The organism is Brucella pseudogrignonensis, assembly GCF_002252525.1.
GTDB classification, from domain to species: domain Bacteria; phylum Pseudomonadota; class Alphaproteobacteria; order Rhizobiales; family Rhizobiaceae; genus Brucella; species Brucella pseudogrignonensis.
Genome location: NZ_NNRM01000022.1, coordinates 45601 through 71227 on the forward strand (window position 1 = coordinate 45601; position 25627 = coordinate 71227).

A 25627-nucleotide genomic window follows, 5' to 3' on the forward strand; every position below is an offset into this window, starting at 1 on the left:
TAGAGAAGTGATGTTTAATAATCAGGTTCTTTATGGTAACTAGGTAGTCGAGATGAGAAGCCTTGTGAAGAACGCACTTTTTCATGTTTAAGGTACATGGAAGTAACCGCGTTGCTGGCAAGAGCAGAAATCGCCGATAAAAACTGTAGGCTTTGGCGCGCGTACGACTTCCCCAAGTGCAAAACGTCTTTGGGGAAAGAGGTGTCTGGAAGCGATGATTTAAAGCGTGCCGCCTGAACTCGATTAAGCGCGATGCGCTTTAAGGAGTAAGAATGAAAAATACGACCGAGCCAAATGCGAGCTCGCCCTTATTGTCTTCAACACCCGCTTTTCAGGCCGATCCCGAAGGTGAGGGCTCATGCCCTATTCGCGAGGTGCTGGATCGCGTCGGTGATACCTGGAGCATTCTCGTGGTTTTCAATCTGCAAACGGGTTCATTGCGTTTCAACGCTTTACGTCGCGCGATTGAGGGCATTTCCCAGCGAATGCTGACCGTTACCCTGCGATCTCTCGAACGCGATGGATTGGTCGCGCGTCATGTACGTCCAACATCTCCACCGGAAGTGACTTATTCACTTACCGAGCTTGGTCATTCGCTGGCCGTGCCGATTGATGTGTTGGGCCAGTGGGCGGTTAAAAATCGCGAGGAAATGCGTAGCGCCCGTTCACGCTTTGATGCAGCTACGGAAGATTAAGGAACCTGATATCGGCGCGCTCGTTGTTCTCTTGAAAAAGGGAGTAAGGATCATGCCAGCAAAATCACAGGCGCAGCAAAAAGCTGCCGGTGCAGCACTCGCTGCCAAGCGCGGTGAAATCAAAAAGAGTGAGCTGATCGGTGCATCGAAAGAAATGTATGAGTCGATGACCGAGAAGGAACTGGAAGAATTTGCGGAAACCAAACGCAAGGGCTTGCCGGAGCATGTTTCAGACAAGAAGAGCAGCTGACTTTTAATCAGCTGCTCTCCAAGATTACAAAACTATAGCCTATTTTGCGCCTTTTCCGGGCGCAAGCTCAATAGCTTTCAGCTTGCCGCCGGTAATTCCACAGCGCAAAGTGATTGTATCCCACTGCGCACCGCTTCTATTGCGCGCTTCTCCCGGAACGGAAATCACCGCAGAAACCTTGCTTGCGTCTTTCGCGCTGAATTTCGATGATTTGTCATTCGTAGTGGCTGCTGCAATGTCCGCTTTGGTGAAGCCAAGGCGGTCGTATTTCTTGCTTTTCTTCACATAGTCATAGGCGCTTGCAATGCAGTCGGCCACCTGCGGCGATGCCTGCTGATCTTTTGCGAGCGTTTGGTAGTTTCCGGTAAAATCTTGCGAGCGCTTAGGTACCGCATCTGCATGGGCTGCGCCCGCAATTCCAAGTGTAAAAATTGCAGAAAGTATAAGTTGGGTCGATTTCATGGATCGCTTCCTTTGAACAGCTACCGCGCAAAGTGCGGTAAGCAAATCGATAATGACGATGCTATTAGAAACGCAGATTGGATTTTTTTGTGTTTTCCCCGTCACCTAGAGCGCATCCCGAAAAGTGCGAAGCGGTTTTCGGAAAAAGATGCGCGTAGAAACAAATGGATAGAGCATTTCCAATAATTCAATCAAAACAGGAAATGCTCTAGCAGAATATCTTACTGGCAGATTCGAGCAAGGCAGGATTTGCCGTGACAGCCCTGATCCAGATGCATGTTTGTGCGATGCGCAGCATCGCCGTCGGGCCCGATCACAGTCATGAAAAGCTTGCAGCTCGCACCATGCACCGCGCGCCAGAAAGTTTTCTCTTTTTCAGACCCATTCCAACCGCTTTCGAGCTCCGTCTTCGAGCCATCTGAAAACTTAAATGACATGATATCAAGCGCATTGGCGAAAGCGTGTTCTGACACTCGCCCCGTCGAAGCACCATTGACCTTGCGGCACTGGTAATCCGAACCGGTGCCGATTTCAGTGATCTTGATGCTGTCGCCGTACACTTTCTTCGCGGCGTCACTGACATCTTTCGACCACTCAGCAAGCGTCACAGCCATGGCGCAATTTGTCGTGACTGCGGTGGCGAATTTCAGCGGCTCGGTTTTTCCTATAGCTGTGAGCGATAGAGGCGAACGAGCGCTGCATTGCGGGCCGTCTTCAATCGGTGACAACAGTTTGCCCTCTACGTCTCCAGCCATCAGCGCAGGACATGACACTTGATAGACACGTTCGGGCTTTGCAGGGGGTGCTGGTGCGGGGGGTGGTTCAGCGCTTTCTACCGGTTGTTCTGGTTTTTTATCGGGAAGTGGAGCCTTTTCAGTAGGAGGTGTTTGAGTGGGCTCCGATTGTTCAGGCTGCTTTGCTGTTTCCTCTTCGCGGCGAGGTGATGGCGTCGGTAACGGAATAACCACGGGTGCGGGGGTAGCTGATGGGCTAGGCGCAGCAGGCAATGCTTTTGATTGCTTTTGTTTGGCTATACGCTTTTTCTTCGGTCGCTTGTGGGAAGATGTGTGTCTGGCGTTACCGTTTAACATCCTTTCGATAAGGTTCTGCGCGTTAGCGCTCGAAAGACTGCCCCAGTTCTCTTGCGGAAACACCACAATCGCGAAAGTAGCGAAGGCGATAATCATCGGCCTTTGAAGGAAAGCGAAGGAAACGGCCATATTCACCTCTTTTGATATCGGGCGCTAACGAGTAATGTTGAAAGGTGATATGTCGTTCCTTCACGCTTGATGGCAGAACGTTGCAATTGGCCTCGATCAGACCCAGTTCGACGTGCTTCTTCTATAAATGATGCCTTGTGCCATTTAAGATCCGCTTTGAACTAGCCAAATGGCTTAAAATCAGGGCTTCAGCCTTGACAAGATGACACTCCAATGACTAAAAGCCGCCATCGCTGGAGCCTAAACGCTCCGGCGTTTCATTTGACGTGTCCCGTGGATGAGGATCGCAGCTGCGCGCTTCATTCTGTCAGTCCTTGAAACCCAAGGGCAGAGGAGGGCGCGTTTCCTGTCTGCGCCGTAAGGTGCACTAACTTTTTAAAGGAAATGCGATGAGCAAGCGCGAATCCGCTAAGTACAAAATTGATCGCCGCCTTGGCGAAAACATCTGGGGCCGTCCGAAGTCCCCTGTAAACCGTCGTGAATATGGCCCAGGCCAGCACGGTCAGCGCCGTAAGGGCAAGCTGTCCGACTTCGGTGTACAGCTCCGCGCAAAGCAGAAGCTCAAGGGCTTCTACGGCGATATCTCGGAAAAGCAGTTCCGCAAGACCTATGACGAAGCAGCTCGCCGCAAGGGCGATACCGGTGAAAACCTCATCGGCCTGCTCGAATCGCGTCTGGACGCTGTTGTGTACCGCGCAAAGTTCGTTCCAACGATCTTCGCTGCACGCCAGTTCATCAACCACGGTCACGTCAACGTAAACGGCCGCCGCGTCAACATTCAGTCCTACCGCCTGAAGGCTGGTGACGTTGTTGAAGTTCGCGAAAAGTCGAAGCAGCTCGTTGTTGTTCTCGAAGCTGTTGCGCTCGCAGAACGCGATGTTCCTGACTACGTTGAAGTCGATCACAACAAGATGGTTGCGACCTTCGCACGCGTTCCAGTTCTCGGCGACGTTCCATACGCCGTTCAGATGGAACCAAACCTCGTCGTCGAATTCTATTCGCGTTAATTTTGAGCCTCTGGCTCATTTAGCTGAAATAAATGGCCGCCCTCGGTTTTCCCGAGGGCGGCTTTTCTGTATGTAAACATAATCTCTCTTATTCGCAGGAAGCATCATGAACGCTTTTGATCCTAACATCGGGTCAGATATCGCAGACGAAAACGGAGGCGATGGCTGCCACCCACTTTTCCGCGATGTGCCAGCCTCGGTTGAGTTCAACAAGCTGCGTAAACGTCTCCTGCGTCATACGCGCCAGGCTATCGAAGACTTTGCCATGGTAAAGCCCGGTGAGCGTTGGATGGTTTGCCTTTCCGGAGGTAAGGATTCCTACGGTCTGTTGGCGCTTCTGCTCGATCTCAAATGGCGCGGTGTGCTGCCGGTGGAATTGCTGGCGGTCAATCTCGATCAGGGCCAGCCAAATTTTCCGAAGCACATTCTGCCGGATTTCCTGAACAGCTACGGTATTAAGCATCGCATCGAGTATCAGGACACCTATTCCATTGTTACTGAAAAGCTGCCTGAAAACAGCACCTATTGCTCCCTTTGCTCGCGTTTGCGCCGCGGCAATCTATATCGCATAGCGCGAGAAGAAGGCTGCTCGGCCGTTGTTCTCGGCCATCATCGCGAAGACATTCTCGAAACCTTCTTCATGAATCTTTTCCATGGTGGCCGTCTTGCCGCCATGCCGCCGAAGCTTCTCAATGACGAAGGTGATCTCATGGTTTTCCGTCCGCTCGCCTATGCGGCGGAAGAGGATATGGAAAAGTTTGCGACTGCGATGCAGTTTCCGATCATTCCTTGCGATCTCTGCGGTAGCCAGGAAGGTCTGCAGCGCAATGCAATGAAGGCGATGCTGACCGATATCGAAAAGCGTATGCCGGGCCGTAAGGACACGATGATCCGCGCCATGACCAATGTGCGCCCGAGCCATCTTCTCGACCGCAAACTGTTCGATTTCGCAGGCCTGATGGCAAATTCCGACGTGGAGAATGATAGTGCAGTTTGATGAAAAGCAGATTGATTGGCTGGCCGATCTTCTGGCAGACGCAGCCAACGAAGAAATCATGCCTCGCTTTCGCCAGCTGGGGCAGGGCGATATTCGCCAAAAGACCTCTGCTGCCGATCTCGTCACAGAAGCCGATGTGAATGCCGAGCGCTATATCACGGCGCGCCTCAATGAACGCTTTCCCAACGCGCTGATCGTGGGGGAAGAGGCTTGTTCTGATGATGAGGCTTTGCTTGATGGGCTCGGTGATGCGGATCTTGCATTCACGATCGATCCAGTCGATGGCACCTTCAATTTTGCTTCAGGTGTTCCCCTTTTCGGCGTAATGCTGGCGGTTGTTGCCAAAGGCGAGACAGTTGCCGGCATTATCTACGACCCAGTCGGCAAGGACTGGATTCTTGCTTCAAAGGGTAGTGGCGCGCATATTCGCCATGCCAATGGTTCAACGAGCCGCGTGAGTGTGGCTGAGCCTGTTGATATTTCGCAGATGACCGGTGCGGTTTCCTGGCAATATACTGTCGATCCGATCCGTTCGCGCCTTGCACGCAACCAGACGAAGTTTCTCTCCAAGATCGGCTATCGCTGTGCGGCACATGAATATCGTATTATCGCGACGGGTGGCGCGCATTTCGCAGTCTATAACAAGCTGATGCCGTGGGATCATTTGCCCGGTGCGCTTATCCATCAGGAAGCGGGTGGGTATCTCGCACGCTGGGATGAAAGCGACTATCTGCCGTCGCACACCGGCGGTGGGCTGCTGATTGCACCTGACAAGGAAAGCTGGAAAGCCATTCAGGCCGCTCTTTGGGAAGAATAAGAAAAGCCCGCCATTTGGCGGGCTTTTCAGTTTCTACTCAGATTGGCTTGTTGTGCGGCTTGAACATCTTGCCGCGCTCTGCAATCAAAACGCAGATGAATGCGATGAAGCCCAGCACACAATAGCCTGCGGCGACCGGTGTTGTCGTTCCATCGAATGCCTGACCGATGACTGCGCCGAGTGCTGCGCCGATGACTGTCTGTGCAAAGCCCAAAACGGAAGATGCCGTACCGGCGACTTCGCCCAGAGGCTCCATAGCCAGCGCATTGAAGTTAGCCGTTACAAGGCTGAACGAGAACATGATGGTCATATAGATCGTCATCAGCATCCAGAATGGCACGGGACCGCTGAACGTCACAGAAAGCACGACCCAAAGCAGGCTGAAGCCGACAAATACCAGCAGCATCGTCTGTGAAATGCGGCGCATACCGTAGCGACCGACAAGGCGGGAGTTGAGGAACGATGCGAGAGCAAGCGTCATGGCGACGGCAGCAAAGGCCAGCGGAAACAGCGATCCAAGCTTGTAGATATCAACAAAGATCTGCTGCGCCGAGTTGATGTAGCCGAACAGCGCTCCAAGAATGAACGAGGTGCCGAGCATGTAGAAGAGCGCCACGCGGTTGGACAGAACGATGCCAAAACCACCGATTACACTCTTGACTGTCAAAGGACGACGATGGCTGACGGGCAGCGTTTCGGGCAGGCGCAAATATGCCCATACACCGATTATAACAGCCATAAGCGCCATAGACAGAAAGATCAGATGCCATTCACCGAACAGCATAATCAGCTGACCGGTTGCTGGAGCGACCACTGGCAGGATCATGAAGACCATCATGACGAGCGACATGACTTCAGCCATCTGGCGCCCGGCAAACTTATCGCGAACAACTGAAACGGCAATTACACGCGTTGCTGCGGCACCCAGTCCCTGCAATACGCGCAGAACAATAAGTGTTGTGAAATCCGTTGCAACGGCTGCACCAAGTGCTGCGAGTATATAGATCAGCAAACCGCCAAAGAGAGGTAATCTTCTGCCGAAACGGTCGCTCAGCGGACCATAGAACAGTTGCGATACGCCAAAGCCGAGCAGATAGGCCGTAATGACAAACTGTGCGTGATTTTCTGAGAGCACGCCAAGGCTGGCACCAATTTGCGGCAGACCAGGCAGCATAATATCCACTGCCAACGCATTGATTGCCATGATCGCTGCAATGAGAGCGATGAACTCGCCGCGCCCGCGCATGGAAGTCTTCTGGTCCGGAGAACCATTTTGAATGTCGATTGGCATTTGGGTAGTCCTCGATAAACGGCACACCGGTCAGGGGAGTGCCGGTGTAGTAGTCAGAATTTAGAAAACAGCGGCCCGGCAGCAGATGCTGCCTATGATGGCTATGCATCGGGCAATAGAAAAGGCGCCATGAAACGGCGCCTTTTAGAAAAGGTGAGCTTTAAAAGCCGTATGAGGGGTAATTAATCCTCAAGCGGCCTTGGTTGCAATACCCTTATCGGTAAAAAGTGCCTGTAGTTCGCTGGACTGGAACATTTCGCGGATGATGTCGCAACCGCCAACAAATTCGCCCTTTACATAGAGCTGAGGAATGGTTGGCCAGTTGGAGTAATCCTTGATGCCCTGACGGATTTCGTCGGAAGCAAGAACGTTCACGCCCTTATAATCGACGCCGATATAGTCGAGAATCTGAACGACCTGACCGGAGAAACCGCACTGTGGGAAACCTGGTGTGCCCTTCATGAACAGCACGACGTCGTTGGTCTTCACTTCATTGTCGATGAAATCGTTGATTCCGGTCATTTTAGTTCCTTTCAGGATGCCGGTTCAAATCCCGGCCCGCGTAGGGAGAGGTTCTACCCCAATATAGTAAGCTGAGCTTTGGTAATCACCCTCTAAAGGTGAAAGCAAGTCAAATTAGCGCGAAATCAGGCTGTTTTGGGGGCAACATCTTGCCGCAGGAAGAAAATCACCGCCCGGATTGTCGTTTCCAAGTGCCAATGCGTGTATTTCAACACTTGGCTAAAGGCTGGAAAGCTCAACCGAGGGCGGTGTTGGATTAGTTTATTCTGGTACGCTGGTCTGGAGGGCAAGGGCGTGAAGCACGCCGCCCATGTTGCCCTTGAGGGCGTCATAGACCATCTGGTGCTGCTGCACGCGTGACTTGCCACGGAAACTTTCCGCAACAACTTCCGCCGCATAATGATCTCCGTCTCCGGCAAGGTCGCGGATCGTAACCTTTGCGCCGGGAATACCTTCGCGTATCAGTTTTTCGATCTCATGAGCGTCCATAGCCATGCAAAATCTCCTGCCTTTTAGGGCTTCTTCTTGTTCGTTTCGAATCGTAACGCATCATCGTGATACGTCAATATTCAACTGTCTAACGTTTAAATTGCCGACAAGCAAACGCCCGGCGCGGTGTTCCCGGCCGGGCGTCAATTGGTAACAGTTCTAACCAATAACGATTAGTTGTCGACTGCAGCTTCTCCACTCATGAAGCCTGGGAACCAGCCTTCAAAAGCATTGTTAAGCTCTGCAACTGCGACATCAACCGTTGCACCGAACTTCAGGCGGTCGCCGCCGACCGTGCCGAGTACACGGAACGGAACGCCAGCACCTTCTGCATTGAGCGCAATGAGTTTCGCCATTTCAGGTGTTGCTGCAACAACATAACGCGACTGATCTTCGCCAAACAGCGCGGCATGTGGCAGGCCGTCGCCCGCATCAAGAACCGCACCCTTGCCGGATTTGATTGCCATTTCAGCAACAGCAACGGCAAGACCACCATCGGAGAGGTCGTGACAGGCTGTCACCTGGCCATTGCGGATCGCCGAACGGACGAACTCGCCGTTACGCTTTTCAAGCGCAAGATCAACCGTTGGAGCAGGGCCATCAGCACGATCAAAAAGATCGCGCAGATAGACTGACTGACCCAAATGGGTGCCGTCGCCGCCCAGCAGAACCAGCGTGTCGCCATCCTGCATTCCGCCGATCTTGGCCATCTGCGACCAGTCAGGAATGAGGCCGACGCCGGCAATGGTCGGAGTTGGCAGGATCGCCTGACCGTTGGTTTCGTTGTAGAGCGATACGTTGCCCGAAACGATTGGGAAATCGAGCGCACGGCAAGCTTCGCCGATACCTTCAATTGCCTTGACCAGCTGGCCCATGATTTCCGGCTTTTCAGGATTGCCGAAGTTGAGGTTGTCGGTCGATGCAAGCGGCTCAGCACCGGTTGCGGTAATGTTGCGCCAGCATTCGGCAACAGCCTGCTTGCCGCCTTCAAACGGATCAGCTTCGCAATAGCGTGGCGTTACGTCAGACGAGAAAGCGAGTGCCTTGGTGGCGTGACCTTCAACGCGGATCACACCAGCATCGCCACCCGGGAGCTGCAGCGAGTTGCCCTGAATGAGTGTGTCATACTGTTCGTAAACCCAGCGGCGCGATGAACCATCCGGCGAGCCAACGAGCTTGAGCAGCGCATCCGAATAGTCTTCAACCTGTGGCACATTGCTGGCAGGCAGCGGTGCATGCTTGCCCGGTTCCATCCATGGACGATCATACTCAGGAGCTTCGTCACCGAGTTCCTTGATCGGAAGGTTTGCAACTTCTTCGCCCTGATGGATGACGCGGAAGCGCAGATCATCAGTAGTCTTGCCGACGATTGCGAAATCAAGACCCCACTTACGGAAGATCGCCTGTGCTTCTTCTTCCATTTCTGGCTTGAGAACCATGAGCATACGCTCCTGGCTTTCCGACAGCATCATTTCGTAAGCTGTCATGTTTACTTCGCGAACCGGAACATGGTCGAGAATGAGCTCGATACCGAGATCGCCCTTCGCACCCATTTCAACGGCAGAACAGGTGAGACCTGCAGCACCCATATCCTGAATGGCGATAACCGCACCCGAAGCCATCAGCTCAAGGCAGGCTTCCAGAAGGCACTTCTCAGTGAATGGATCGCCAACCTGAACGGTTGGGCGCTTTTCTTCAATCGATTCGTCAAATTCAGCCGATGCCATCGTTGCACCGCCAACGCCATCACGGCCCGTCTTGGCACCGAGATAGACAACCGGGAGGCCAACGCCCTTGGCTTCGGACAGGAAGATGCCGTCATGCTTGGCAAGGCCAGCCGCGAATGCATTGACGAGGATATTGCCGTTATAGCGCTTGTCGAAGTTCACTTCGCCGCCAACGGTCGGAACGCCGAAAGCATTGCCATAACCGCCAACGCCAGACACGACGCCCGATACGAGGTGGCGGGTCTTTGGATGGTCAGGCTCACCGAAACGCAGGGCATTCATGGCTGCAATTGGACGAGCACCCATTGTGAAAACGTCGCGCAGAATGCCACCAACGCCTGTCGCCGCGCCCTGATAAGGCTCGATATACGACGGGTGGTTATGGCTTTCCATCTTGAAGACGACGCAGTCGCCATCGCCAATGTCAACAACGCCAGCGTTTTCACCCGGACCCTGGATAACGCGTGAGCCGGTTGTCGGGAGAGTACGCAGCCACTTCTTCGACGATTTGTAGGAACAATGTTCATTCCACATGGCCGAGAAAATGCCGAGCTCCGTGAAGCTCGGTTCGCGTCCGATCAGATCGAGAATACGCTGATATTCGTCCGGCTTGAGGCCGTGAGCAGAGATAAGTTCCGGCGTGATGTCGCGCTTATTGGAAATAGTCATGGAGATGAGGGACCCCGTCGCAGGCTGCGGTACCCGGAAACTTCTGCCGAAGGGCGGACACCTAAGGTTTCAAGGGGCCTCTTTAACCTAACTCTGTTGGAAGCGCGACAGGAAAATGCCGATTTCCCGGCTCAAATGCTGCCTTCATAGCCTACTTGTTCATTTTCCAGCAATTGCCGCAAAGTTGCGAAGCCATTTTCGACCAGATTCCGATCCGTCGGTGAGGAAAAAGCAATGCGAACCCGGTGGTACGTTCGATCAATGCGACCGGCTTTGAACTCGTCTTCATCGTCGATCAGTAGTCCGTTTTCATAGGCGGCTGCTTTGAATGTACTGGCAAGCCATGGTTCCGGCAGTTTCAGCCAGAGGATCGGAACATGCGGTGAAGAAACAAAGTCGTAACCGGCGAAGACCTTGCGCGCCAATTGCTCGCGCCATTCGATTTCAGCCGAGCACTTGTCCAGCAGGGCATTCGCCTGACCTGAAAGTACCATCTGTGCGGTAGTTTCAGCGAGCAGAAACGAAACGCCGCCCGTCATCAGCTTGTGGGTCACGCGTAAACGTTGCGCGCAATGCGGCGGGCAGGCCACCCAACCGCAGCGCAGGCCAGCCGTTACGGCCTTTGAAAGACTGCCGAGAAGAAATGTGCGTTCCGGTGCAATATCGGCAATCTTCGGGATATTTGACCGGGTCATAACCCCGTATGTGTCATCTTCAATGAGCCAGACATTGTGTCGAGCCGCGATATTGGCAATCGCCACTCGGCGCTCATAGGGCATGGTCGCAAGCGTCGGATTGTGGATGCTTGGCATGAGAAACGCCATTGTCGGGTGCTGCTGGTTGCAGACCCGCTCGAATTCTTCCGGGATCATGCCATATTCATCGCTCGCGGCAATCGCGACGCGGCGTCCGGCAATTTTCACGGACCGGCTCACTTGTGTGTAAGTGAGATCTTCAAAAACAATCCTGTCGCCGGGCGAGGTGAAAGCCGTAATCGCCGCAATTGCACCAGCATGTGCGCCGTTGGTGATAACAATATTGCTCGCATCGGCAGGAGCGTTTTCCTGATTGAGCCATTGACGTCCGGCTTCAAGCCAGTGTTGCGGGAAATGTCGCGTGTAGTTGACAACTTCATGCGGGAAATTGCGTATGACAGACGCAATCAGAGGCTCAAGTATCGTATTTTGTCCGACGTCAGGAGCTGCCGTCGTATCGAAGCGTCCCTTGTCGAGTGGTGCGTCCTGAATACGTGTGCCAGCAATGCCATCGCTCGAATAGGCAGGTGGCGCATTCTTGCCGTCGGCCCTGCCAAGCACATAAGTTCCGCGACCAACTTCGCCGGTTACAAGTCCACGCTCATGCGCGAGAGCATAGGCGCGCCCGATTGTACCGATTGTCACCTTCAGATCATAAGCCAGATTGCGTTGCGGCGGTAGCTTCTGTCCCGCAGGCAAAGTTCCAAGGGCGATCGCTTCTTCAATTGCGTCAGCGAGTTGAAGATAGAGTGGGCCGGATTTTCCGGTGAGGTCGGGAAGCCAATTTGTCATGGTCACAATATAAGCATTGTACCGATATTTGAGTCAATTGTATTTACGTTTCACGCATCAGATTGATGCATAATATCGGCTAAGCCCAGTTTAAAAGGCTCTTTGCTATGACATATACGTCAGTTAAGCACGATGAGATAGATACAATTGATACAATCCAGACAAGGGAAAGCGATTTTTGTTACGCTTCTCGTTCTGTCTGGCAGCGTTTCATTGAATGGTGCTCTCTGCGTCTCATGCTGCGCCGCAGCCGCATTGAATTGATTGATCTGACGGACGAGCAGCTTCGCGATATAGGTATTACACGGAACGAGGCAGATGTGGAATCGCGCAAGGTCCGTTTCCACATCCGTTAAATTTGAACGTCAGCAGCCTTTTTGGCCCGATGCCCAACGATTAATGTCAGCACTTATACGGCTGCTATGACCCTGCTGCATCATCGGGCCAAAGGCTTCAATGCGTGCTGGATTGCCTTCTGCCTGCACAACCAGGAGCGGGCGTCCCGCCAGATTTCGAGCAGGAACCACCAACATACGTGGACGCCCTGAAAAAGAATTAAGTTCCGGCGCAAATGCATAGCCGCGAAAATCCTTATCATTGGATTTGAACCAACAGCTATTCGCTCCCACAGCGATCCGCTCCATGGTTGCCAAGGCTGCTTTGCTAACACTTGTGGGAGTAGGAGGCGTCGGTTTCGGCGTGCAGGCTGCAAAGAGTGCCAGAGCAGGCAGTGCAACGAGCGCAATGGTCTTGTTCTTCAAGGAAGGCTCCATAAGAACGTTTTCGGCAAGACCAACAAAAGAGTGGCTTGCCGATAAACGCATAGAAACAATGTGTTAAAGCGCATTTTCAGAAATGCGCTTTCTATTGGACGGGATAATTCAGGCAAGCTGCGGCATGAAAGCCTTTAACCCGTCACTCATCTCATTCCATATGAGTTCGAACGCAGGGTCCTGCTTTGCTTTCACCGCATATGTGTCGAATTTTGGGTAAGCAGCCAGCAAATCGTCTTTCCCCGAAAGCTTCTTGAGCGGCTCCATGAGGAAGCGTACTGGCAGCAGCCATGCATCAGCAAGTGTCGGCGCATCGTTGAGTGCAAAATCGTGATCGGTGAGACGTGATTCAACCACGCTCAAGCCTTTGTGGAGCTTGGTAAACAGCCGCTCGATAGTGGCCTCGTCCCTTTCAGGTTTGCTCTGAAGAATGAAGAGTTTCATCGCAGGGCCGAGAACTTCCAGCTCCGTCACACGCGCCAGAAGGCGGATCAGAGCACGCTCGCGCGGGCTGCCGGGCAGAACGGGAGTGTCCGGAAAATGGTCTTCCAGATATTCCGCAATGACAGCTGCTTCAAACAATGTCTCGCCAGAGCCGGTAATCAGCACCGGGACACGCTTTAAAGGTGTCACATGAATGAAGTCTTCGGGAAATGGATAGGGGAGGTTAATAGGTTTGAACGGCAGTTCCTTGAGATAAAGAACACCGCGCACAAAAGCGGAATAGGGGGAGAGTGGGCGTGAATATAACTGCATCGATATCGTTCCCCGATTCGGTTTACTCAGGAAGTATCTATCGATCAAGCTGCCACGATTTTGTGCGTGGCGCTAGAGCGCATTCCGAAAAGTGGGATCGGTTTTCGAAACCAGATGCGCGTAGAAACAAAAATATCGAGAGGTTTCAACGCTTCGATATCAACTGGAACTGCTCCAGAGTGTCGTGTGCCTTATTGGATCAGAAAGATCGCTCTAAAACTCTGTTTTTACAGCATAATTTATCTTAGATCGAGTCGATTTTAAGGAACTATGCTCTAGGTCCTGAAAGGACTGTTCTCTTTTGCGGCCCCAATTGTGCATCTCGTTTGTGCAATAAAAAATGGCCTCCGTTATTCAACGAAGGCCATTTAATCTGCTTGGTCGAGCTTTAAAGCTTTAAGCTGCGATACCCAATGCGCCTGCAAAAAGTGCACGGCCGTCATCGCCGCCATGTGCACCTTCGATCAGGTTTTCAGGATGTGGCATCATGCCGAGAACATTGCCGCGCGCATTGACGATGCCGGCAATGTCATTGACCGAACCGTTCGGATTGGTGCTGTCTGCATAACGGAACACAACTTGGCCTTCGCCTTCGACGCGCTTCAGTGTTTCTGCATCAGCAAAATAGTTGCCGTCATGATGGGCAACCGGGCAACGGATGATCTGGCCTGGCTGATAACCGCGTGTGAACGAGGTATTCGCATTGCTGACTTCGAGCTTCACTTCGCGGCAGACGAACTTCAGCGACGTGTTGCGCATCAGCGCACCTGGCAGCATTCCTGCTTCGACGAGAATCTGGAAGCCGTTGCAGACGCCAATAACCATGACACCCTTGTCGGCCTTCTCGCGAATGGCCTGCATTACCGGCATACGCGCTGCAATTGCACCGCAACGCAGGTAATCGCCATAAGAGAAACCGCCGGGAATCAGGATCAGATCAACATCATCGGGGATGCTCGTGTCTGTCTGCCATACGGTGATTGGTGCCTGACCGGAAATCTTAGTGATGGCCGCAATCATGTCGCGGTCACGGTTGAGGCCCGGAAGAAGAACGACTGCTGCTTTCATGGCGTTTTACGTCTCTTTGAATTTGAGTGCCCTTCAAACCCGCTGTGAAGCGGTGTGAAGGCGCGCAAAAAACTATACTTAAGCCGCAGCGCGTCAGGCGATGACGATTGCGTAATCTTCAATAACCGTGTTGGCGAGCAGCTTCTCGCACATGGCCTTGATTTCGGCTTCAGCTTTCGCCTTGTCCGAGCCTCCGAGTTCGAGATCGAAGACCTTGCCCTGACGGGCGGAATTGATGCCTTCGAAGCCCAGGCTGCCGAGCGCGCCGACAATAGCTTTGCCCTGCGGGTCGAGAACGCCGTTTTTCAGTGTAACGGTGACGCGTGCCTTGATCACTCTGTAGTTCCTGCTGATTTAATTTAACAACAATGAAAACAGCCCGGAACGCGAGTTACCGGGCTGTGCGGATCTTTACTTCACAAGCGTAGGGCCGGAAGGACGGGGCGTGTCGTTCTCGTTCATGATGCCGAGACGGCGCGCTACTTCCTGATAGGCCTCAACCAGCCCGCCCATATCGCGGCGGAAACGGTCCTTATCGAGCTTGTCATTTGTGTTGACATCCCAAAGGCGCGCCGAGTCTGGCGAAATTTCGTCGGCAACGACGATGCGCATCATGTCGCCTTCAAACAGACGTCCGCATTCCATCTTGAAATCAACAAGCTGGATGCCGATGCCCAGGAACAGACCGGTGAGGAAGTCGTTGACGCGGATGGCGAGAGCCATGATGTCGTCGATTTCCTGCGGGCTGGCCCAGCCGAAAGCGGTGATGTGTTCTTCGGTGACCATTGGGTCATCGAGGGCGTCTGCCTTGTAATAGAACTCGATGATCGAGCGGGGCAGAACCGTGCCTTCTTCGAGGCCCAGACGCTTGGACATCGAGCCTGCGGCGACGTTGCGAACAACGACTTCAAGCGGGATGATCTCAACTTCCTTGATCAGCTGCTCACGCATGTTGAGGCGGCGGATGAAGTGGGTTGGAATACCAATGCGGTTCAGCTGGGTGAAAATGTGCTCGGAGATGCGGTTGTTCAACACGCCTTTTCCGTCAACAACTTCATGCTTCTTCGCGTTGAACGCGGTTGCGTCATCTTTGAAGAACTGGACAAGAGTACCGGGTTCAGGGCCTTCATAAAGAATCTTGGCCTTGCCCTCGTAAATACGGCGGCGACGGTTCATGGCTTTTCTCGGATTTCCAAAAATGTGATGATCGGCTTTTGCCGCTATTCTCGCGGGCTACGTATAGCAATTGTGGGCTTTTAACAATCCTGCTTTGTACCCGTTCCCCCGTTTTAAGCGTTTCAGAGCCAGATAAATCAATAAAGTGACTTTTGGCTCTTGTATAATCTTGCGCCCCTTGCCAGCTTTAGGCAAGAGAACGGTTGACGATCTCACATAACTTAAAGTCTTGGGAGTTGTATGAATGGCCACTGGCATGGATGATCGCCGCAACGCATTTGAAAGCAAATTCGCACTGGATGCAGAACTTCGCTTCAAGGCAGAGGCCCGCCGTAACAAGATCCTCGGCCTCTGGGCTGCACAGCTTCTTGGCAAGCACGATGCAGACGCTGATGCCTATGCTCGTGAAGTTGTTGCTGCTGACTTTGAAGAAGCTGGCGATGAAGACGTTTTCCGCAAACTACGCGCCGATTTTGATGCGGCAGATGTGAAGGTAACGGACGAAACTATTCGCGAGAAAATGTTTGCTTTCCTTGAGGAAGCGATCCAGCAGGTTCAGAAAGACTAACTCGTAGTATAAAGGGCGGAAATGCAAAATGCGTTTCCGCCCTTAGTTTTTTGTAATGCAGGGGAATAAGCATGTCTTTGTCTTCGCGTCTTCGTGCCGGAGAAACAGTTCTTTCCGCGTGGTCATCTCTACCGGAAGCACTGACAGTTGAAGTTCTGGCGCACAGCTCCTTTGAAGCAGTTACGCTTGATATGCAGCATGGCGGCCATGATGAGCAGAGCGTGTTGCGCAGTCTCGGATTGATCCTCAATGCTGGTAAGCCGCCAGTCGTTCGTATTCCGGTTGGTCGCTTCGATATGGCAAGCCGCGCACTCGATTTTGGCGCGCAGGCCGTGATTGCGCCAATGATCAACTCGGTTGAAGACGCGCGTAAGTTTGCAGCCGCAATGAAGTACCCGCCGATTGGCGAGCGTTCATGGGGTGTTTTCCGCGCCAATGCTGATTACGGAGCGCCGGGCTCGAACGATTATCTCGTAACTGCCAATCAGGATACGCTGGCTTTCGCCATGATCGAAACACGCGATGCCTATGATGCGCTGGATGCGATTCTTGACGTGCGCGGTATCGATGGCGTTTTCGTGGGTCCTGCCGACTTCTCGATTGCCTGGAGCAATGGCCGTGAAGCCAATCCGGATTCCGAAGTGATCATCGAGCCAGTGAGCACCATCGCTCGTAAGGCCGCAGCTGCTGGAAAATTCGCTGGCATTTATTCGCCGTCAGCAGAGTTCGCACGGCGCTACATCCCGCTTGGCTTCCAGTTCCTGACACTTGGAAACGATAGCGGCTATCTGCGCCTCGGCGCAAAAACGCTCGTTGACGCTGTCCGGGCTTAAATAAATAAGCGGCAGATCATTCAATCTGCCGCTTTCAAAACTGTTCTGAATCTATTTAATCAGAAAATTAGATAACTCTTTGATTCAATGCATTTTTGGCGGCTGAAGATTGGTCATAAATTCAGCAAAAACCATAGAGCCTTCCGGCCACGGACCATGTCCGGATTCCGAATTGATATGCCCTGCATCGCCTGCATCGATGAGCAGCGCACCCCAGTCCTTCACGATATCTTCTGCGGCTTCAAAGCTTGAGAAGGGATCATTGCGGCTGACGACGGTAATCGTCGGAAATGGCAGGCGCTCACGCGGATAAGGGCCGAATGTCATCAGGTGCTTTGGCCGGATCTTTTCGTTCGACACATCGGGAGGCGCTACAAAGAAAGCACCGGCTACCTTGTGCTGAATTTGCGGAAGAGCGTGAAGCGCAGTTGCAACGCCAAGCGAATGAGCAACAAGCACGATCGGCTTCGTCGTCTCATTGGCTGCTTTGACCAGCTGTGCCACCCAATCGTCTTTGACTGGCTTCGACCATTCGGCCTGTTCGACACGTCGTGCCGTCGAGAGTTTATTCTCCCAGCGCGTCTGCCAATGATCAGGTCCGGAATTGGTGTAGCCGGGGATGATAAGAATATCTGCGTCTTTGACTTTCATGCCCCCTATTTAGAGCCGTTTCAACGCATCTTCAAGCTCAGCTATAGCGCGTCAAAAAGAACTTAGATGTCGCAAATGATGAACAGCTTGTTCGCTGATCGCTATCTTGTGAAACACTCGCTAAATTGTGATCTTTAGCGGGAAGATAATTACGGAGAGGATTTGACGGCCATGACGATAAGCAGAAGAACGATACTTGGTTCTGCAGGTGCTGCCGTCATGAGCAATATTCTTTCCGCGCGCGCAGAAATGCCGCCGAAGGAGAATGAAATGACTGAAACACTGAAGATGGCCGCTGCTGATAAGGGTGGTTCGACCGCTGCCACTGTAAAGAGCGCTCCTTTGCCTTTTGCTATGACGACACCGGTACGTGTGGCGCGCATTGGCTTAAAGGCGCGCGATGCAGAAACTCTGGCTGAGTATTATCGTGATGTCGTAGGCTTGCGTGAAATGACGCGTCGTGGCGCTTCCATTGTATTGGGTGCGGGCGACCGTGAACTGATGGAAATCGAGCAGTTTTCGGCTGCTAAGCCTGATGATCCACGCAGCGCTGGTCTCTACCACACGGCTTTCTTGCTGCCGACTCGTGGCGATCTCGCCCGCTGGTCGCGCCGCGCCATCGACAAGCAGCTGCCTGTTGCCGGTGCGTCGGATCATAATGTCAGCGAAGCGATCTACCTGACAGATCCTGAAGGCAACGGCATTGAGATCTATTCCGACCGTCCACACAATACGTGGCAGTGGAATGGTGATCGCGTGAAGATGGGCACCGAGGCGCTCGACGTGAAGAACCTTCTCGACCTTATTGATCGTGAAGGTGGTGAATGGAACGGCGCACCGCAAAACACGGTTGTTGGTCACGTTCACTTGCGCGTTGGCAACGCGAAGGATGCTGAATCCTTTTGGCATCAGCAGTTGGGCTTTGACACCGTTCAGACCTATGGCGACAAGGCCGTGTTTCTGTCCACTGGCGGCTATCACCACCACATTGGTGCTAATGCCTGGCAGAGTTCAGGTGCCGGCTTGCGCGATAAGGATCGCACAGGTCTTGCATGGGTCGAAATGGAAGATACGCGTGGCGGTAATAACCACGTCTTTGAAGACCCATGGGGCAATGTGATCAATACGATCAAAAAGAGCGCCTAATCCGAATTAATAAAAAGCCCCATGTTTACAGAAACATGGGGCTTTTTGCAGATTCAATTTATCAGCGTTAGTGATTTTGGTTATGGCGTCCGAAAATCGTGGCTTTCGAGAACCGGAGCGCAGCGTACTCAAGGTACGTGATCACCGGAGGCGCTCCGCATAATCCCGAAAAGTTGCAGACTTTTCGGAGAAAATTATGCGGTTTTAAAAAATTCACGCGATTTGCAGGCCGCCAGAGCCTAAATCTCAGCCGAAAACGCGCTTGAAGATCGTATCAACATGTTTGGTGTGATAGCCAAGATCGAACTTTTCGCGGATTTGTTCTTCGGAAAGTGCTGCACGCACTTCCGCGTCACCGAGCAGTTCTTCGAGGAAGTCCGCACCCTGTTCCCAGACCTTCATGGCATTGCGCTGCACGAGGCGGTAGGAATCTTCACGCGAAACGCCAGCCTGTGTGAGTGCGAGCAGAACGCGCTGCGAATGCACAAGACCACGGAACTTGTTCATGTTTTTCAGCATGTTTTCCGGGTAGATCACCAGCTTTTCGACAACGCCAGCCAGACGGTTCAGCGCAAAGTCGAGTGTGATGGTGGTGTCTGGGCCAATTGCGCGTTCAACGCTCGAATGCGAAATATCGCGTTCATGCCAGAGGGCAACATTTTCCATTGCAGGCACAACCGACATACGTACCAGACGGGCGAGGCCGGTCAGGTTTTCGGTCAGGACAGGGTTGCGCTTGTGCGGCATCGCCGACGAGCCTTTCTGGCCGGGCGAGAAGAACTCTTCCGCTTCCAGAACTTCCGTACGCTGCATGTGACGGATTTCGATGGCTACGTTCTCAATCGACGAAGCGATGACGCCGAGCGTTGCAAAGAACATGGCGTGACGGTCGCGCGGAATAACCTGCGTTGAAACTGGCTCTGCTTCGAGACCGAGCTTTTCGCAGACATATTCTTCAACGCGTGGATCGATATTGGCGAAGGTGCCAACAGCGCCCGATACGGCACCGGTCGCGATTTCTGCGCGTGCTGCAACGAGACGCGCGCGGTTCCGTTCCATTTCGGCGTAGAAACGTGCGAAAGTCAGACCCATTGTGGTTGGTTCGGCATGAATGCCATGGCTACGGCCGATACGAACGGTATCCTTGTGTTCAAATGCGCGCTTCTTAAGCGCTGCAAGCACACGATCCATGTCTGCGAGAAGCAGATCAGCTGCGCGAACGAGCTGCACATTGAGCGTGGTGTCGAGTACGTCCGACGAGGTCATGCCCTGATGCACGAAGCGGCTGTCTGGGCCGATGAATTCTGCCAGATGCGTGAGGAACGCGATGACGTCATGTTTGGTGACGGCTTCGATTTCGTCGATGCGCGCGACGTCGAACTTGGCGGCATCACCCTTTTCCCAGATGGTCTTTGCGGCTTCTTTAGGGATTACGCCGAGTTCGGCAAGCGCCTCACATGCATAGGCCTCAATTTCGAACCAGATGCGGAATTTGGTTTCGGGAGACCAGATGGCGACCATTTCTGGTCGGGAATAGCGCGGGATCATGGGCATATCCTGTTTTGGCGGCCCGTCTGCCGGGCTGCAGGTCTTGGGTAAAGGGAATGCGCGGTGTTTAGCAGAGCCTGATGCTCAGCTCAACGCACTCCCCCGGAAAAGTGGCTTCAGTTTATCGTCCAGCTTCTGCTGCTTCGCGAATGGCTTTGATGTTAGCGGCATAACTCTCAACTGAGTTGCCTTTGTAAACGGCAGAACCCGCAACGAGAATATTTGCACCGGCTGCAACAACCGATCCGGCAGTCTCAGGCGTGATACCGCCATCCACTTCGATATCGATCGGGCGGTCGCCAATCATCTCACGCACTTGGCTGATCTTGTCGAGCATCGGCGCAATGAACTTCTGGCCGCCGAAACCCGGATTGACCGTCATGACGAGAACGAGATCAACGTCATCAATGACGTTGGTCAATGCTTCAACAGGGGTTGCTGGATTGAGCGCCAGACCAGACTTTTTGCCCAAAGCGCGGATGCTCTGGAGCGAGCGGTGCGTATGTGCGCCAGCTTCTGCGTGGATTGTAATGAGATCGCAGCCCGCATCCGCAAATGGTTCAAGATATGGATCGCAAGGGGCGATCATCAGATGCGTGTCGAAGAAAGCCTTGGTGCGTGGACGAATTGCTTTCACCACCTGCGGACCGAACGTGATGTTCGGCACGAAATGACCATCCATGACATCGATGTGAATCCAGTCGGCACCGGCTTCAAGCACGGCATCAACTTCTTCTCCCAGACGCGCAAAGTCGGCCGAAAGGATGGATGGGGCGATAGCGATAGGACGCATGGTTGTCTCCCTTGCAGGATGTTTTCACATCATAAAATAAAAATGCGTCCGGCCAGTTTTGACCGAACGCAGATATTGAGTCTCTAGCCCCAGCGCTTGTGGAACCACATCCACTGGCCAGGATATTCGCGCACCCATTCCTCAACGGTATCGTTGAGAAGCTGCGCGGTCGCGGCGATATCGATTTCGCCTTTTTCGTCGCGTGGCAGCTCCATGCGCTCTTTCAGCTCAAGCCGGTATCGACCGCCAGGCAGGCGTATGCAGCGCGCCGGATAGACATCGCAATCATACTGTCGCGCGAGCTTTGCGAGCAACGGATTGGTTTTTACCGGGCGATCAAAGAAGGTGGAGGGAACGCCACGCTGGAACTTCTGGTCCACCAGCATCCCGACATTACCGCCAGCATCCAGAACACGCGCCAGCGACCATGCGGCACCGGCCTTTGATGGCACCAGATGACCCATATTGGTTTTGCGCGCTTTGAGAACGGTCTTCGCGATATAGGGATTGTTCGGTGGGCGGAAGAGGGCCGTCACATCAAGGCCGAACGTACCGGCACAGATCGGCAGAAGCTCGAAATTGCCGGTATGCGCGGTGAAGAAAATATGCGGCTTGGTCTCGTTGCGGAGACGTTCGAAAATCGGAATGCCGTCAACTTCGATAAGACCGGGTTCGGTCGCATTGGGATCAAAATCGAAGATCGCATCAAGGAAGATGTATTCCGCGAAAAGACGCGCCATAGAATCCCACATTTCGACGGCGATCTTTTCAATTTCAGCATCGCTCTTCTCAGGATAGGCAAGGCGCAGATTGTTGGTTGCAACCTTGTGCCGTGGCGTCAGCGGTCCCACCTTGCGCGCAAACCATGCGGAAAAGCGGATTGCGCTTTTCGCAGGCAGGAGACGGAGAAGTGCGAGCGCGATAAACACAGCCTGCGCCCAAAGCCAGTAGTTGAACTGCTTGAGCTTACGCGACCATTTAAAGAGAAGAAGCTTAATCTTGAACATAAAGGCTTAGTCGATCTGCAACACGATCTTGCCGAACACGTCGCGGCCTTCCATGCGCTTGAGAGCCGTACCGATGTCGTCAAAGCCGACAATGGTGTCGATCACTGGATGAACAACGCCCTGCGCCATTTTCTGCATCGCATCAGCCATGTTTTCCATGCGGCAACCGAACGAGCCGAGGATTTTAAGCTGCTGCTGGAAGAGCTGCATCAGGTTCATGTTCGTTGAAACACCAGAGGTCGAACCACAGGTGACGAGACGCGCGCCGCGCTTCATGCAGAGCATCGAGCCTGCCCATGTGTCGGCACCAACGTGTTCGAACACGACATCGACGCCCTTCTTCTTGGTGAGCTTGCGTACAACACCTTCAAAGCGATCGACACGGTAGTTGATGACGTGATCGGCACCGAGCGCCTTAGCCTTTTCGATCTTATCGTCAGAGCCAACCGTTGTGATGACGGTGCAGCCCATTTTCTTGGCAAGCTGGATCGCAGCCGAACCAATGCCGGAACCGCCAGCCTGAACCAGAACGGTTTCGCCCGGCTGGAGTTTCGCATTGTCAAACAGCATATGCTCGACCGTCCCAAAGGTAACAGGAGCGACCGCAGCACCGATTGCGTCAACGCCGGGAGGTGCTGGAACGAGCAGACGTGCTGGCAGATTAACGGCTTCACAGGCAAAGCCATCGAGATGGAAGCCATGAACGCCGCCAACGTGTTCACAGAGATTATCGCGACCTTCGCGGCAGGCCTTGCACAGACCACATGTGCGTGCGCCATAGATCGACACGAGCTGGCCTGGCAGAACATTTGATACGCCCGGGCCGATTGCATCGACAACGCCGGAAGCTTCCGCACCGATGACCAGTGGCATCTTACGCTTGGCAAATGCCATGCCGCGCCAGCCCCATACGTCGATATGGTTGAGTGCTACAGCCTTGATCCGGACTGTCACTTCGCCATTGCCGGGTGCCGGTGGCGGAGCGATATCGGTCATTTCGAGACGACGATCGTCGAGAAGCTGCAAGGCGCGCATGAATTTATCCTTTTCAAGACATAATCCCGGAAAGCATTTTGCTGACCGGGATTACCGAGAATATATAACTGCAGATCCGATTAATTCGGATTTGCCGTCAAAACAAGGCTCGTGTTCTGTCCACCAAAGCCAAATGAGTTGGAAAGCACGGCAGAAACCTGTCCATCACGCTTAACATTTGGCACGACATCCAGCGGAATTGCCGGATCTGGATTGTCGTAATTGATGGTCGGAGGCAATGTGCCGGTTTCAATCGTCAGCAGCGAGAATACGGCTTCAATCGCACCAGCGGCGGTCAGTGTGTGACCGATCATCGACTTGTTGGACGAAACAGGAATCGAAGAAAGCCGCTCACCAAACACGGTTGAAAGGGCAAGATATTCCATCTTGTCATTTTCAGGTGTCGAAGTGCCGTGAGCATTGACATAGGAAAGCTGATCTTCGGTCAGTCCCGCATCTGCAAGTGCTGCGCGTACCGTGCCGATTGCAGGTGAGGCATCCGGCTTGGAGCGGGTGCGATGGAAATCATCAGCCTTTTCACCGCAACCAGCGAGAATGCCGAGCACCTTTGCACCGCGTGCGATGGCGCTTTCAAGCGATTCCATAACCAGAGCGCCGGAGCCTTCAGCCATGGCAAAGCCGTCACGATCCTTGGAGAATGGCTTGGATGCCTTTTCCGGCTTGTCATTCTGCGTGGACAGCGCCGATAGCAGCGAGAAACGGATCAGAGCTTCAGCCGAGACCGATCCGTCGGTGCCGATTGAGAGAACACGATCACTTTCGCCGCGACGAATGGCTTCAACGCCAAGCTGAATCGCGGTTGCGCCCGAAGCACATGCGGTCGACAGCGTCACCGGCAGGCCGCGTGTTCCAAAAGCCTCAGACAGACGTTCGGCGATGTAGCCAAACTGCGTCGTATTGAAGAGGGCATCCTGACGGGCACGGCGGCAGGCTTCAAGCAGAAGCTGATAGCTTGCGGGGCCTTCATCCTTGATGCTGGCATCAAGTGCAAAGCGGCTTTTCCAGTCGAGTTCAACCGGAGGAGCTGCGAGGAAAAGCGGTCCGCCAAAATTGGTCACTGAAAGACCGGACTGGGCGAGGGCTTCTTCACCGGCAAGCCGTGCAAGCGCTTCCGAAAGAGGCGATGCACCAACTTCGCTTTCAGGCAGAAAATCAACAGTACCCGCAAAGCGCGTGTTGAGATTATCGGACGGGAAGCGTGTGATTTTATGAATTCCGGAACGCCCACCGGTCAGTGCAGCCCAGTTGTCTTCCTTGCCCTGTCCAAGGGAGGAAACAACGCCTGCACCGGTAATTGCAACAATGGGACGGCCGAGATGGTCTGTATATTTGGTCATCTTATGCTCTCACCAGCTTTGCAGCACCTTCGGCGCGTGTTGCGCCAATGGTGGTGACGATGGCTTCACTGACGGCTCCGTCTACGGCCTTCTCAGATGGGCCCGATGGAGCAAAGGCTTCGCCCTTCCAGACCGAAATGGCTGCAAGTGCCAAGGCCAGCGGGAACTGCGCTTCGCGCAGGTGGCCGGTCAGGCTAGCAACGCCGCGATATGCGGCTGAAACGCCTTCAAGAGCTGCTTTTTCAGCGGCCGTTGCTTCATGTGCGCCGGAAGCGCCGGAGACAACATAGCCAGGCTCTGCGCCGCCATTGGCTGCGAGCACCAGTTCATGCACGGTTTTGGCAAGATCAGCCGCATCACGGCGGATCTGCGCGCTTTCGATGCTGGCAATCTCTGCATAGGCGCGTGCGCCGCGTTTTTGCGCATGGTCTGCGCTTTCGAGCACGAGGAAAACACCCCCAGAGCCGGAAATCATGCCGCCACCGGCACTGCCTTCACGTTCCCAGAGCGATGCCCAGCCGTCGTGCTTGAGCAAGCCGCCAAGCTCGTGACCGAGAATCATGTCGAAATGTTCGGAATTGTAAGAGCCGCCGACCAGCGCATGGGTGCTCTGGCCTGAACGAATACGTGCAGCAGCTGTTTCAATCGCCGCGATGCCGGAACCTTCTTCGCCCATGAAGGTACGGGAAGAACCAGTCACTTTATGGACGATGGAAATGTTGCCTGCCAGCAGATTGGAAAGCTGGGCAAGAAACAGGGTAGGGCGCAGCTCCGTCGACAGCTTTTCATTGAGCATCACACCGCGATTGTTGCTGGTGCGACCTTCTTCGAGGATCTGCATATCGACAGTAATGTCGCGCTCGCCGCCACCGGCACCCACGATCATATCCATGCTTGCGCAAAGCGCTTCGTCGTCCTTGATACCTGCATCGTCAAGCGCCAGGCCTGCCGCATAGGTTCCAAGTCGCTGCCATGTCTCCATCTGGCGCTGGTCGCCACGCTTGGGGATTTGCAAACCCCAGTCGACTTCGCCAAGGGGATGAACTGTGTAAGGCGCAAAGTTTTCTCTTTCGAGGCGAGGTTCAGTACCTGCCTTGGAGAAAGCGTTCCAATGCGCATCCAGTCCTTCGCCTAGCGAGGAGATGATGCCAATGCCGGTTATGACGACTTTATTGCTCTGCATGGTTCGGTCTGCCCGTAAATGCTGTGCTCAAGAATGCTT

Annotated in this window: 28 protein-coding genes; 9 read left to right on the top strand and 19 right to left on the bottom strand. The window is 53.6% G+C overall.

The genetic code is table 11. The annotated features are described in order from the left end of the window. The first annotated feature begins 272 nt into the window (after positions 1–272). Both CEV34_RS13215 and CEV34_RS13220 read left to right on the top strand, forming a co-directional pair. Positions 273–695, top strand: a complete 423-nt coding sequence (locus tag CEV34_RS13215) for a winged helix-turn-helix transcriptional regulator (protein ID WP_007874578.1) — start codon at positions 273–275, stop codon at positions 693–695. A gap of 52 nt (positions 696–747) precedes the next feature. Further along, positions 748–945 (top strand): DUF3008 family protein, encoded by a 198-nt coding sequence (locus CEV34_RS13220; RefSeq protein ID WP_007874579.1) that lies wholly within the window; start codon positions 748–750, stop codon positions 943–945. A 39-nt stretch (positions 946–984) separates the two neighbouring features. Here the strand turns inward: CEV34_RS13220 and bspC are convergent, their stop codons facing one another. Further along, positions 985–1407 carry a type IV secretion system effector BspC gene (gene bspC / locus CEV34_RS13225; RefSeq protein ID WP_007874580.1) on the bottom strand — a complete coding sequence of 141 codons (423 nt, stop codon included), beginning with the start codon at positions 1405–1407 and terminating at the stop codon, positions 985–987. Positions 1408–1628: 221 nt separating this feature from the next. Further along, a complete protein-coding gene (locus CEV34_RS13230; RefSeq protein ID WP_039859682.1) occupies positions 1629–2627 on the bottom strand; it encodes an extensin-like domain-containing protein in 999 nt (332 codons plus the stop codon). Positions 2628–3016: 389 nt separating this feature from the next. Here CEV34_RS13230 and rpsD point away from each other — a divergent pair, with 389 nt between their 5' ends. The 3 genes from rpsD (at position 3017) to CEV34_RS13245 (ending at position 5448) form a co-directional block, all read left to right on the top strand. Then, entirely contained in the window at positions 3017–3634 is a 618-nt protein-coding gene (rpsD, locus tag CEV34_RS13235; protein ID WP_007874584.1) for a 30S ribosomal protein S4, read from the top strand. A 106-nt stretch (positions 3635–3740) separates the two neighbouring features. After that, positions 3741–4631 (top strand): tRNA 2-thiocytidine(32) synthetase TtcA, encoded by an 891-nt coding sequence (gene ttcA, locus CEV34_RS13240; protein WP_007874586.1) that lies wholly within the window; start codon positions 3741–3743, stop codon positions 4629–4631. After that, the gene (locus tag CEV34_RS13245) at positions 4615–5448 is read left to right on the top strand and encodes an inositol monophosphatase family protein (RefSeq protein WP_210326208.1); all 834 of its coding nucleotides are present in this window, start codon (positions 4615–4617) and stop codon (positions 5446–5448) included. Before ttcA ends, CEV34_RS13245 begins: the two co-directional genes overlap by 17 nt. A 37-nt stretch (positions 5449–5485) precedes the next feature. Here the strand turns inward: CEV34_RS13245 and CEV34_RS13250 are convergent, their stop codons facing one another. The 5 genes from CEV34_RS13250 to CEV34_RS13270 all read right to left on the bottom strand — a co-directional run bounded on the left by CEV34_RS13250 (position 5486) and on the right by CEV34_RS13270 (position 11693). After that, positions 5486–6739 carry a multidrug effflux MFS transporter gene (locus CEV34_RS13250; protein WP_007874590.1) on the bottom strand — a complete coding sequence of 418 codons (1254 nt, stop codon included), beginning with the start codon at positions 6737–6739 and terminating at the stop codon, positions 5486–5488. A 189-nt stretch (positions 6740–6928) separates the two neighbouring features. Next, entirely contained in the window at positions 6929–7261 is a 333-nt protein-coding gene (gene grxD, locus CEV34_RS13255) for a Grx4 family monothiol glutaredoxin (RefSeq protein WP_007874592.1), read from the bottom strand. Between the two features lie 261 nt (positions 7262–7522). After that, positions 7523–7756, bottom strand: coding sequence for a BolA/IbaG family iron-sulfur metabolism protein (locus CEV34_RS13260; RefSeq protein WP_007874594.1), 234 nt, complete (start codon positions 7754–7756; stop codon positions 7523–7525). Between the two features lie 167 nt (positions 7757–7923). Further along, positions 7924–10146: a phosphoribosylformylglycinamidine synthase subunit PurL gene (gene purL / locus CEV34_RS13265; protein ID WP_007874596.1), complete on the bottom strand. Its 2223-nt coding sequence runs from the start codon at positions 10144–10146 to the stop codon at positions 7924–7926. Between the two features lie 131 nt (positions 10147–10277). Beyond that, the gene (locus CEV34_RS13270; protein WP_094543768.1) at positions 10278–11693 is read right to left on the bottom strand and encodes an aminotransferase-like domain-containing protein; all 1416 of its coding nucleotides are present in this window, start codon (positions 11691–11693) and stop codon (positions 10278–10280) included. Positions 11694–11929: 236 nt separating this feature from the next. Between CEV34_RS13270 and CEV34_RS27715 the strand changes: the two genes are divergently transcribed. After that, positions 11930–12049, top strand: a complete 120-nt coding sequence (locus CEV34_RS27715; RefSeq protein WP_231194110.1) for a DUF1127 domain-containing protein — start codon at positions 11930–11932, stop codon at positions 12047–12049. A gap of 9 nt (positions 12050–12058) precedes the next feature. On the opposite strand, the gene CEV34_RS13280 is transcribed toward CEV34_RS27715, so the two are convergent. The 5 genes from CEV34_RS13280 to purC all read right to left on the bottom strand — a co-directional run bounded on the left by CEV34_RS13280 (position 12059) and on the right by purC (position 15466). Further along, positions 12059–12454 carry a hypothetical protein gene (locus CEV34_RS13280; protein ID WP_007874615.1) on the bottom strand — a complete coding sequence of 132 codons (396 nt, stop codon included), beginning with the start codon at positions 12452–12454 and terminating at the stop codon, positions 12059–12061. Between the two features lie 120 nt (positions 12455–12574). Beyond that, positions 12575–13222, bottom strand: a complete 648-nt coding sequence (locus CEV34_RS13285; protein ID WP_007874617.1) for a glutathione S-transferase family protein — start codon at positions 13220–13222, stop codon at positions 12575–12577. 396 nt (positions 13223–13618) lie between these two features. Next, entirely contained in the window at positions 13619–14290 is a 672-nt protein-coding gene (gene purQ, locus CEV34_RS13290) for a phosphoribosylformylglycinamidine synthase subunit PurQ (RefSeq protein ID WP_007874619.1), read from the bottom strand. A 93-nt stretch (positions 14291–14383) separates the two neighbouring features. Further along, positions 14384–14626 carry a phosphoribosylformylglycinamidine synthase subunit PurS gene (purS, locus tag CEV34_RS13295; protein WP_007874625.1) on the bottom strand — a complete coding sequence of 81 codons (243 nt, stop codon included), beginning with the start codon at positions 14624–14626 and terminating at the stop codon, positions 14384–14386. A 75-nt stretch (positions 14627–14701) separates the two neighbouring features. Further along, complete coding sequence (gene purC / locus CEV34_RS13300) at positions 14702–15466, bottom strand: phosphoribosylaminoimidazolesuccinocarboxamide synthase (protein ID WP_007874627.1); 765 nt, start codon at positions 15464–15466, stop codon at positions 14702–14704. Positions 15467–15710: 244 nt separating this feature from the next. Here purC and CEV34_RS13305 point away from each other — a divergent pair, with 244 nt between their 5' ends. Next, a complete protein-coding gene (locus CEV34_RS13305) occupies positions 15711–16034 on the top strand; it encodes a DUF1476 domain-containing protein (protein WP_007874628.1) in 324 nt (107 codons plus the stop codon). A 65-nt stretch (positions 16035–16099) separates the two neighbouring features. Continuing rightward, a complete protein-coding gene (locus tag CEV34_RS13310; protein ID WP_171380650.1) occupies positions 16100–16867 on the top strand; it encodes an HpcH/HpaI aldolase family protein in 768 nt (255 codons plus the stop codon). 84 nt (positions 16868–16951) lie between these two features. Here the strand turns inward: CEV34_RS13310 and CEV34_RS13315 are convergent, their stop codons facing one another. Continuing rightward, on the bottom strand, positions 16952–17518 hold the full coding sequence (locus CEV34_RS13315) for an alpha/beta hydrolase (RefSeq protein ID WP_007874630.1): 567 nt from the start codon (positions 17516–17518) through the stop codon (positions 16952–16954). 288 nt (positions 17519–17806) lie between these two features. Here CEV34_RS13315 and CEV34_RS13320 point away from each other — a divergent pair, with 288 nt between their 5' ends. After that, on the top strand, positions 17807–18664 hold the full coding sequence (locus CEV34_RS13320) for a VOC family protein (protein WP_231194111.1): 858 nt from the start codon (positions 17807–17809) through the stop codon (positions 18662–18664). A 246-nt stretch (positions 18665–18910) separates the two neighbouring features. Here CEV34_RS13320 and purB read toward each other — a convergent pair whose 3' ends face one another. From purB to CEV34_RS13350, 6 genes are all read right to left on the bottom strand, one after another. After that, positions 18911–20212, bottom strand: a complete 1302-nt coding sequence (gene purB, locus CEV34_RS13325) for an adenylosuccinate lyase (RefSeq protein ID WP_007874633.1) — start codon at positions 20210–20212, stop codon at positions 18911–18913. Between the two features lie 121 nt (positions 20213–20333). Further along, positions 20334–21005, bottom strand: coding sequence for a ribulose-phosphate 3-epimerase (gene rpe, locus CEV34_RS13330; protein ID WP_007874635.1), 672 nt, complete (start codon positions 21003–21005; stop codon positions 20334–20336). An 83-nt stretch (positions 21006–21088) separates the two neighbouring features. Next, a complete protein-coding gene (locus tag CEV34_RS13335) occupies positions 21089–22012 on the bottom strand; it encodes a lipid A biosynthesis lauroyl acyltransferase (RefSeq protein ID WP_007874637.1) in 924 nt (307 codons plus the stop codon). A 6-nt stretch (positions 22013–22018) separates the two neighbouring features. Then, complete coding sequence (locus tag CEV34_RS13340; RefSeq protein WP_007874640.1) at positions 22019–23047, bottom strand: zinc-binding dehydrogenase; 1029 nt, start codon at positions 23045–23047, stop codon at positions 22019–22021. Positions 23048–23127: 80 nt separating this feature from the next. Then, positions 23128–24405 carry a beta-ketoacyl-ACP synthase gene (locus CEV34_RS13345; RefSeq protein WP_079211782.1) on the bottom strand — a complete coding sequence of 426 codons (1278 nt, stop codon included), beginning with the start codon at positions 24403–24405 and terminating at the stop codon, positions 23128–23130. Between the two features lies 1 nt (position 24406). Beyond that, positions 24407–25588: a beta-ketoacyl-ACP synthase gene (locus CEV34_RS13350; RefSeq protein WP_007874645.1), complete on the bottom strand. Its 1182-nt coding sequence runs from the start codon at positions 25586–25588 to the stop codon at positions 24407–24409. Between the last annotated feature and the right edge of the window lie 39 nt (positions 25589–25627).

What these genes read in the sequence shown, in the direction of transcription:
- CEV34_RS13215 (WP_007874578.1), top strand. Translation starts at nt 273, where the DNA reads ATGAAAAATACGACCGAGCCAAATGCGAGCTCGCCCTTATTGTCTTCA.
- CEV34_RS13220 (WP_007874579.1), top strand. Translation starts at nt 748, where the DNA reads ATGCCAGCAAAATCACAGGCGCAGCAAAAAGCTGCCGGTGCAGCACTC.
- bspC (WP_007874580.1), bottom strand. Translation starts at nt 1,407, where the DNA reads ATGAAATCGACCCAACTTATACTTTCTGCAATTTTTACACTTGGAATT.
- CEV34_RS13230 (WP_039859682.1), bottom strand. Translation starts at nt 2,627, where the DNA reads ATGGCCGTTTCCTTCGCTTTCCTTCAAAGGCCGATGATTATCGCCTTC.
- rpsD (WP_007874584.1), top strand. Translation starts at nt 3,017, where the DNA reads ATGAGCAAGCGCGAATCCGCTAAGTACAAAATTGATCGCCGCCTTGGC.
- ttcA (WP_007874586.1), top strand. Translation starts at nt 3,741, where the DNA reads ATGAACGCTTTTGATCCTAACATCGGGTCAGATATCGCAGACGAAAAC.
- CEV34_RS13245 (WP_210326208.1), top strand. Translation starts at nt 4,615, where the DNA reads ATGATAGTGCAGTTTGATGAAAAGCAGATTGATTGGCTGGCCGATCTT.
- CEV34_RS13250 (WP_007874590.1), bottom strand. Translation starts at nt 6,739, where the DNA reads ATGCCAATCGACATTCAAAATGGTTCTCCGGACCAGAAGACTTCCATG.
- grxD (WP_007874592.1), bottom strand. Translation starts at nt 7,261, where the DNA reads ATGACCGGAATCAACGATTTCATCGACAATGAAGTGAAGACCAACGAC.
- CEV34_RS13260 (WP_007874594.1), bottom strand. Translation starts at nt 7,756, where the DNA reads ATGGCTATGGACGCTCATGAGATCGAAAAACTGATACGCGAAGGTATT.
- purL (WP_007874596.1), bottom strand. Translation starts at nt 10,146, where the DNA reads ATGACTATTTCCAATAAGCGCGACATCACGCCGGAACTTATCTCTGCT.
- CEV34_RS13270 (WP_094543768.1), bottom strand. Translation starts at nt 11,693, where the DNA reads ATGACAAATTGGCTTCCCGACCTCACCGGAAAATCCGGCCCACTCTAT.
- CEV34_RS27715 (WP_231194110.1), top strand. Translation starts at nt 11,930, where the DNA reads ATGCTGCGCCGCAGCCGCATTGAATTGATTGATCTGACGGACGAGCAG.
- CEV34_RS13285 (WP_007874617.1), bottom strand. Translation starts at nt 13,222, where the DNA reads ATGCAGTTATATTCACGCCCACTCTCCCCCTATTCCGCTTTTGTGCGC.
- purQ (WP_007874619.1), bottom strand. Translation starts at nt 14,290, where the DNA reads ATGAAAGCAGCAGTCGTTCTTCTTCCGGGCCTCAACCGTGACCGCGAC.
- purC (WP_007874627.1), bottom strand. Translation starts at nt 15,466, where the DNA reads ATGAACCGTCGCCGCCGTATTTACGAGGGCAAGGCCAAGATTCTTTAT.
- CEV34_RS13305 (WP_007874628.1), top strand. Translation starts at nt 15,711, where the DNA reads ATGGCCACTGGCATGGATGATCGCCGCAACGCATTTGAAAGCAAATTC.
- CEV34_RS13315 (WP_007874630.1), bottom strand. Translation starts at nt 17,518, where the DNA reads ATGAAAGTCAAAGACGCAGATATTCTTATCATCCCCGGCTACACCAAT.
- CEV34_RS13320 (WP_231194111.1), top strand. Translation starts at nt 17,807, where the DNA reads ATGGCCGCTGCTGATAAGGGTGGTTCGACCGCTGCCACTGTAAAGAGC.
- purB (WP_007874633.1), bottom strand. Translation starts at nt 20,212, where the DNA reads ATGATCCCGCGCTATTCCCGACCAGAAATGGTCGCCATCTGGTCTCCC.
- rpe (WP_007874635.1), bottom strand. Translation starts at nt 21,005, where the DNA reads ATGCGTCCTATCGCTATCGCCCCATCCATCCTTTCGGCCGACTTTGCG.
- CEV34_RS13335 (WP_007874637.1), bottom strand. Translation starts at nt 22,012, where the DNA reads ATGTTCAAGATTAAGCTTCTTCTCTTTAAATGGTCGCGTAAGCTCAAG.
- CEV34_RS13340 (WP_007874640.1), bottom strand. Translation starts at nt 23,047, where the DNA reads ATGCGCGCCTTGCAGCTTCTCGACGATCGTCGTCTCGAAATGACCGAT.
- CEV34_RS13345 (WP_079211782.1), bottom strand. Translation starts at nt 24,405, where the DNA reads ATGACCAAATATACAGACCATCTCGGCCGTCCCATTGTTGCAATTACC.
- CEV34_RS13350 (WP_007874645.1), bottom strand. Translation starts at nt 25,588, where the DNA reads ATGCAGAGCAATAAAGTCGTCATAACCGGCATTGGCATCATCTCCTCG.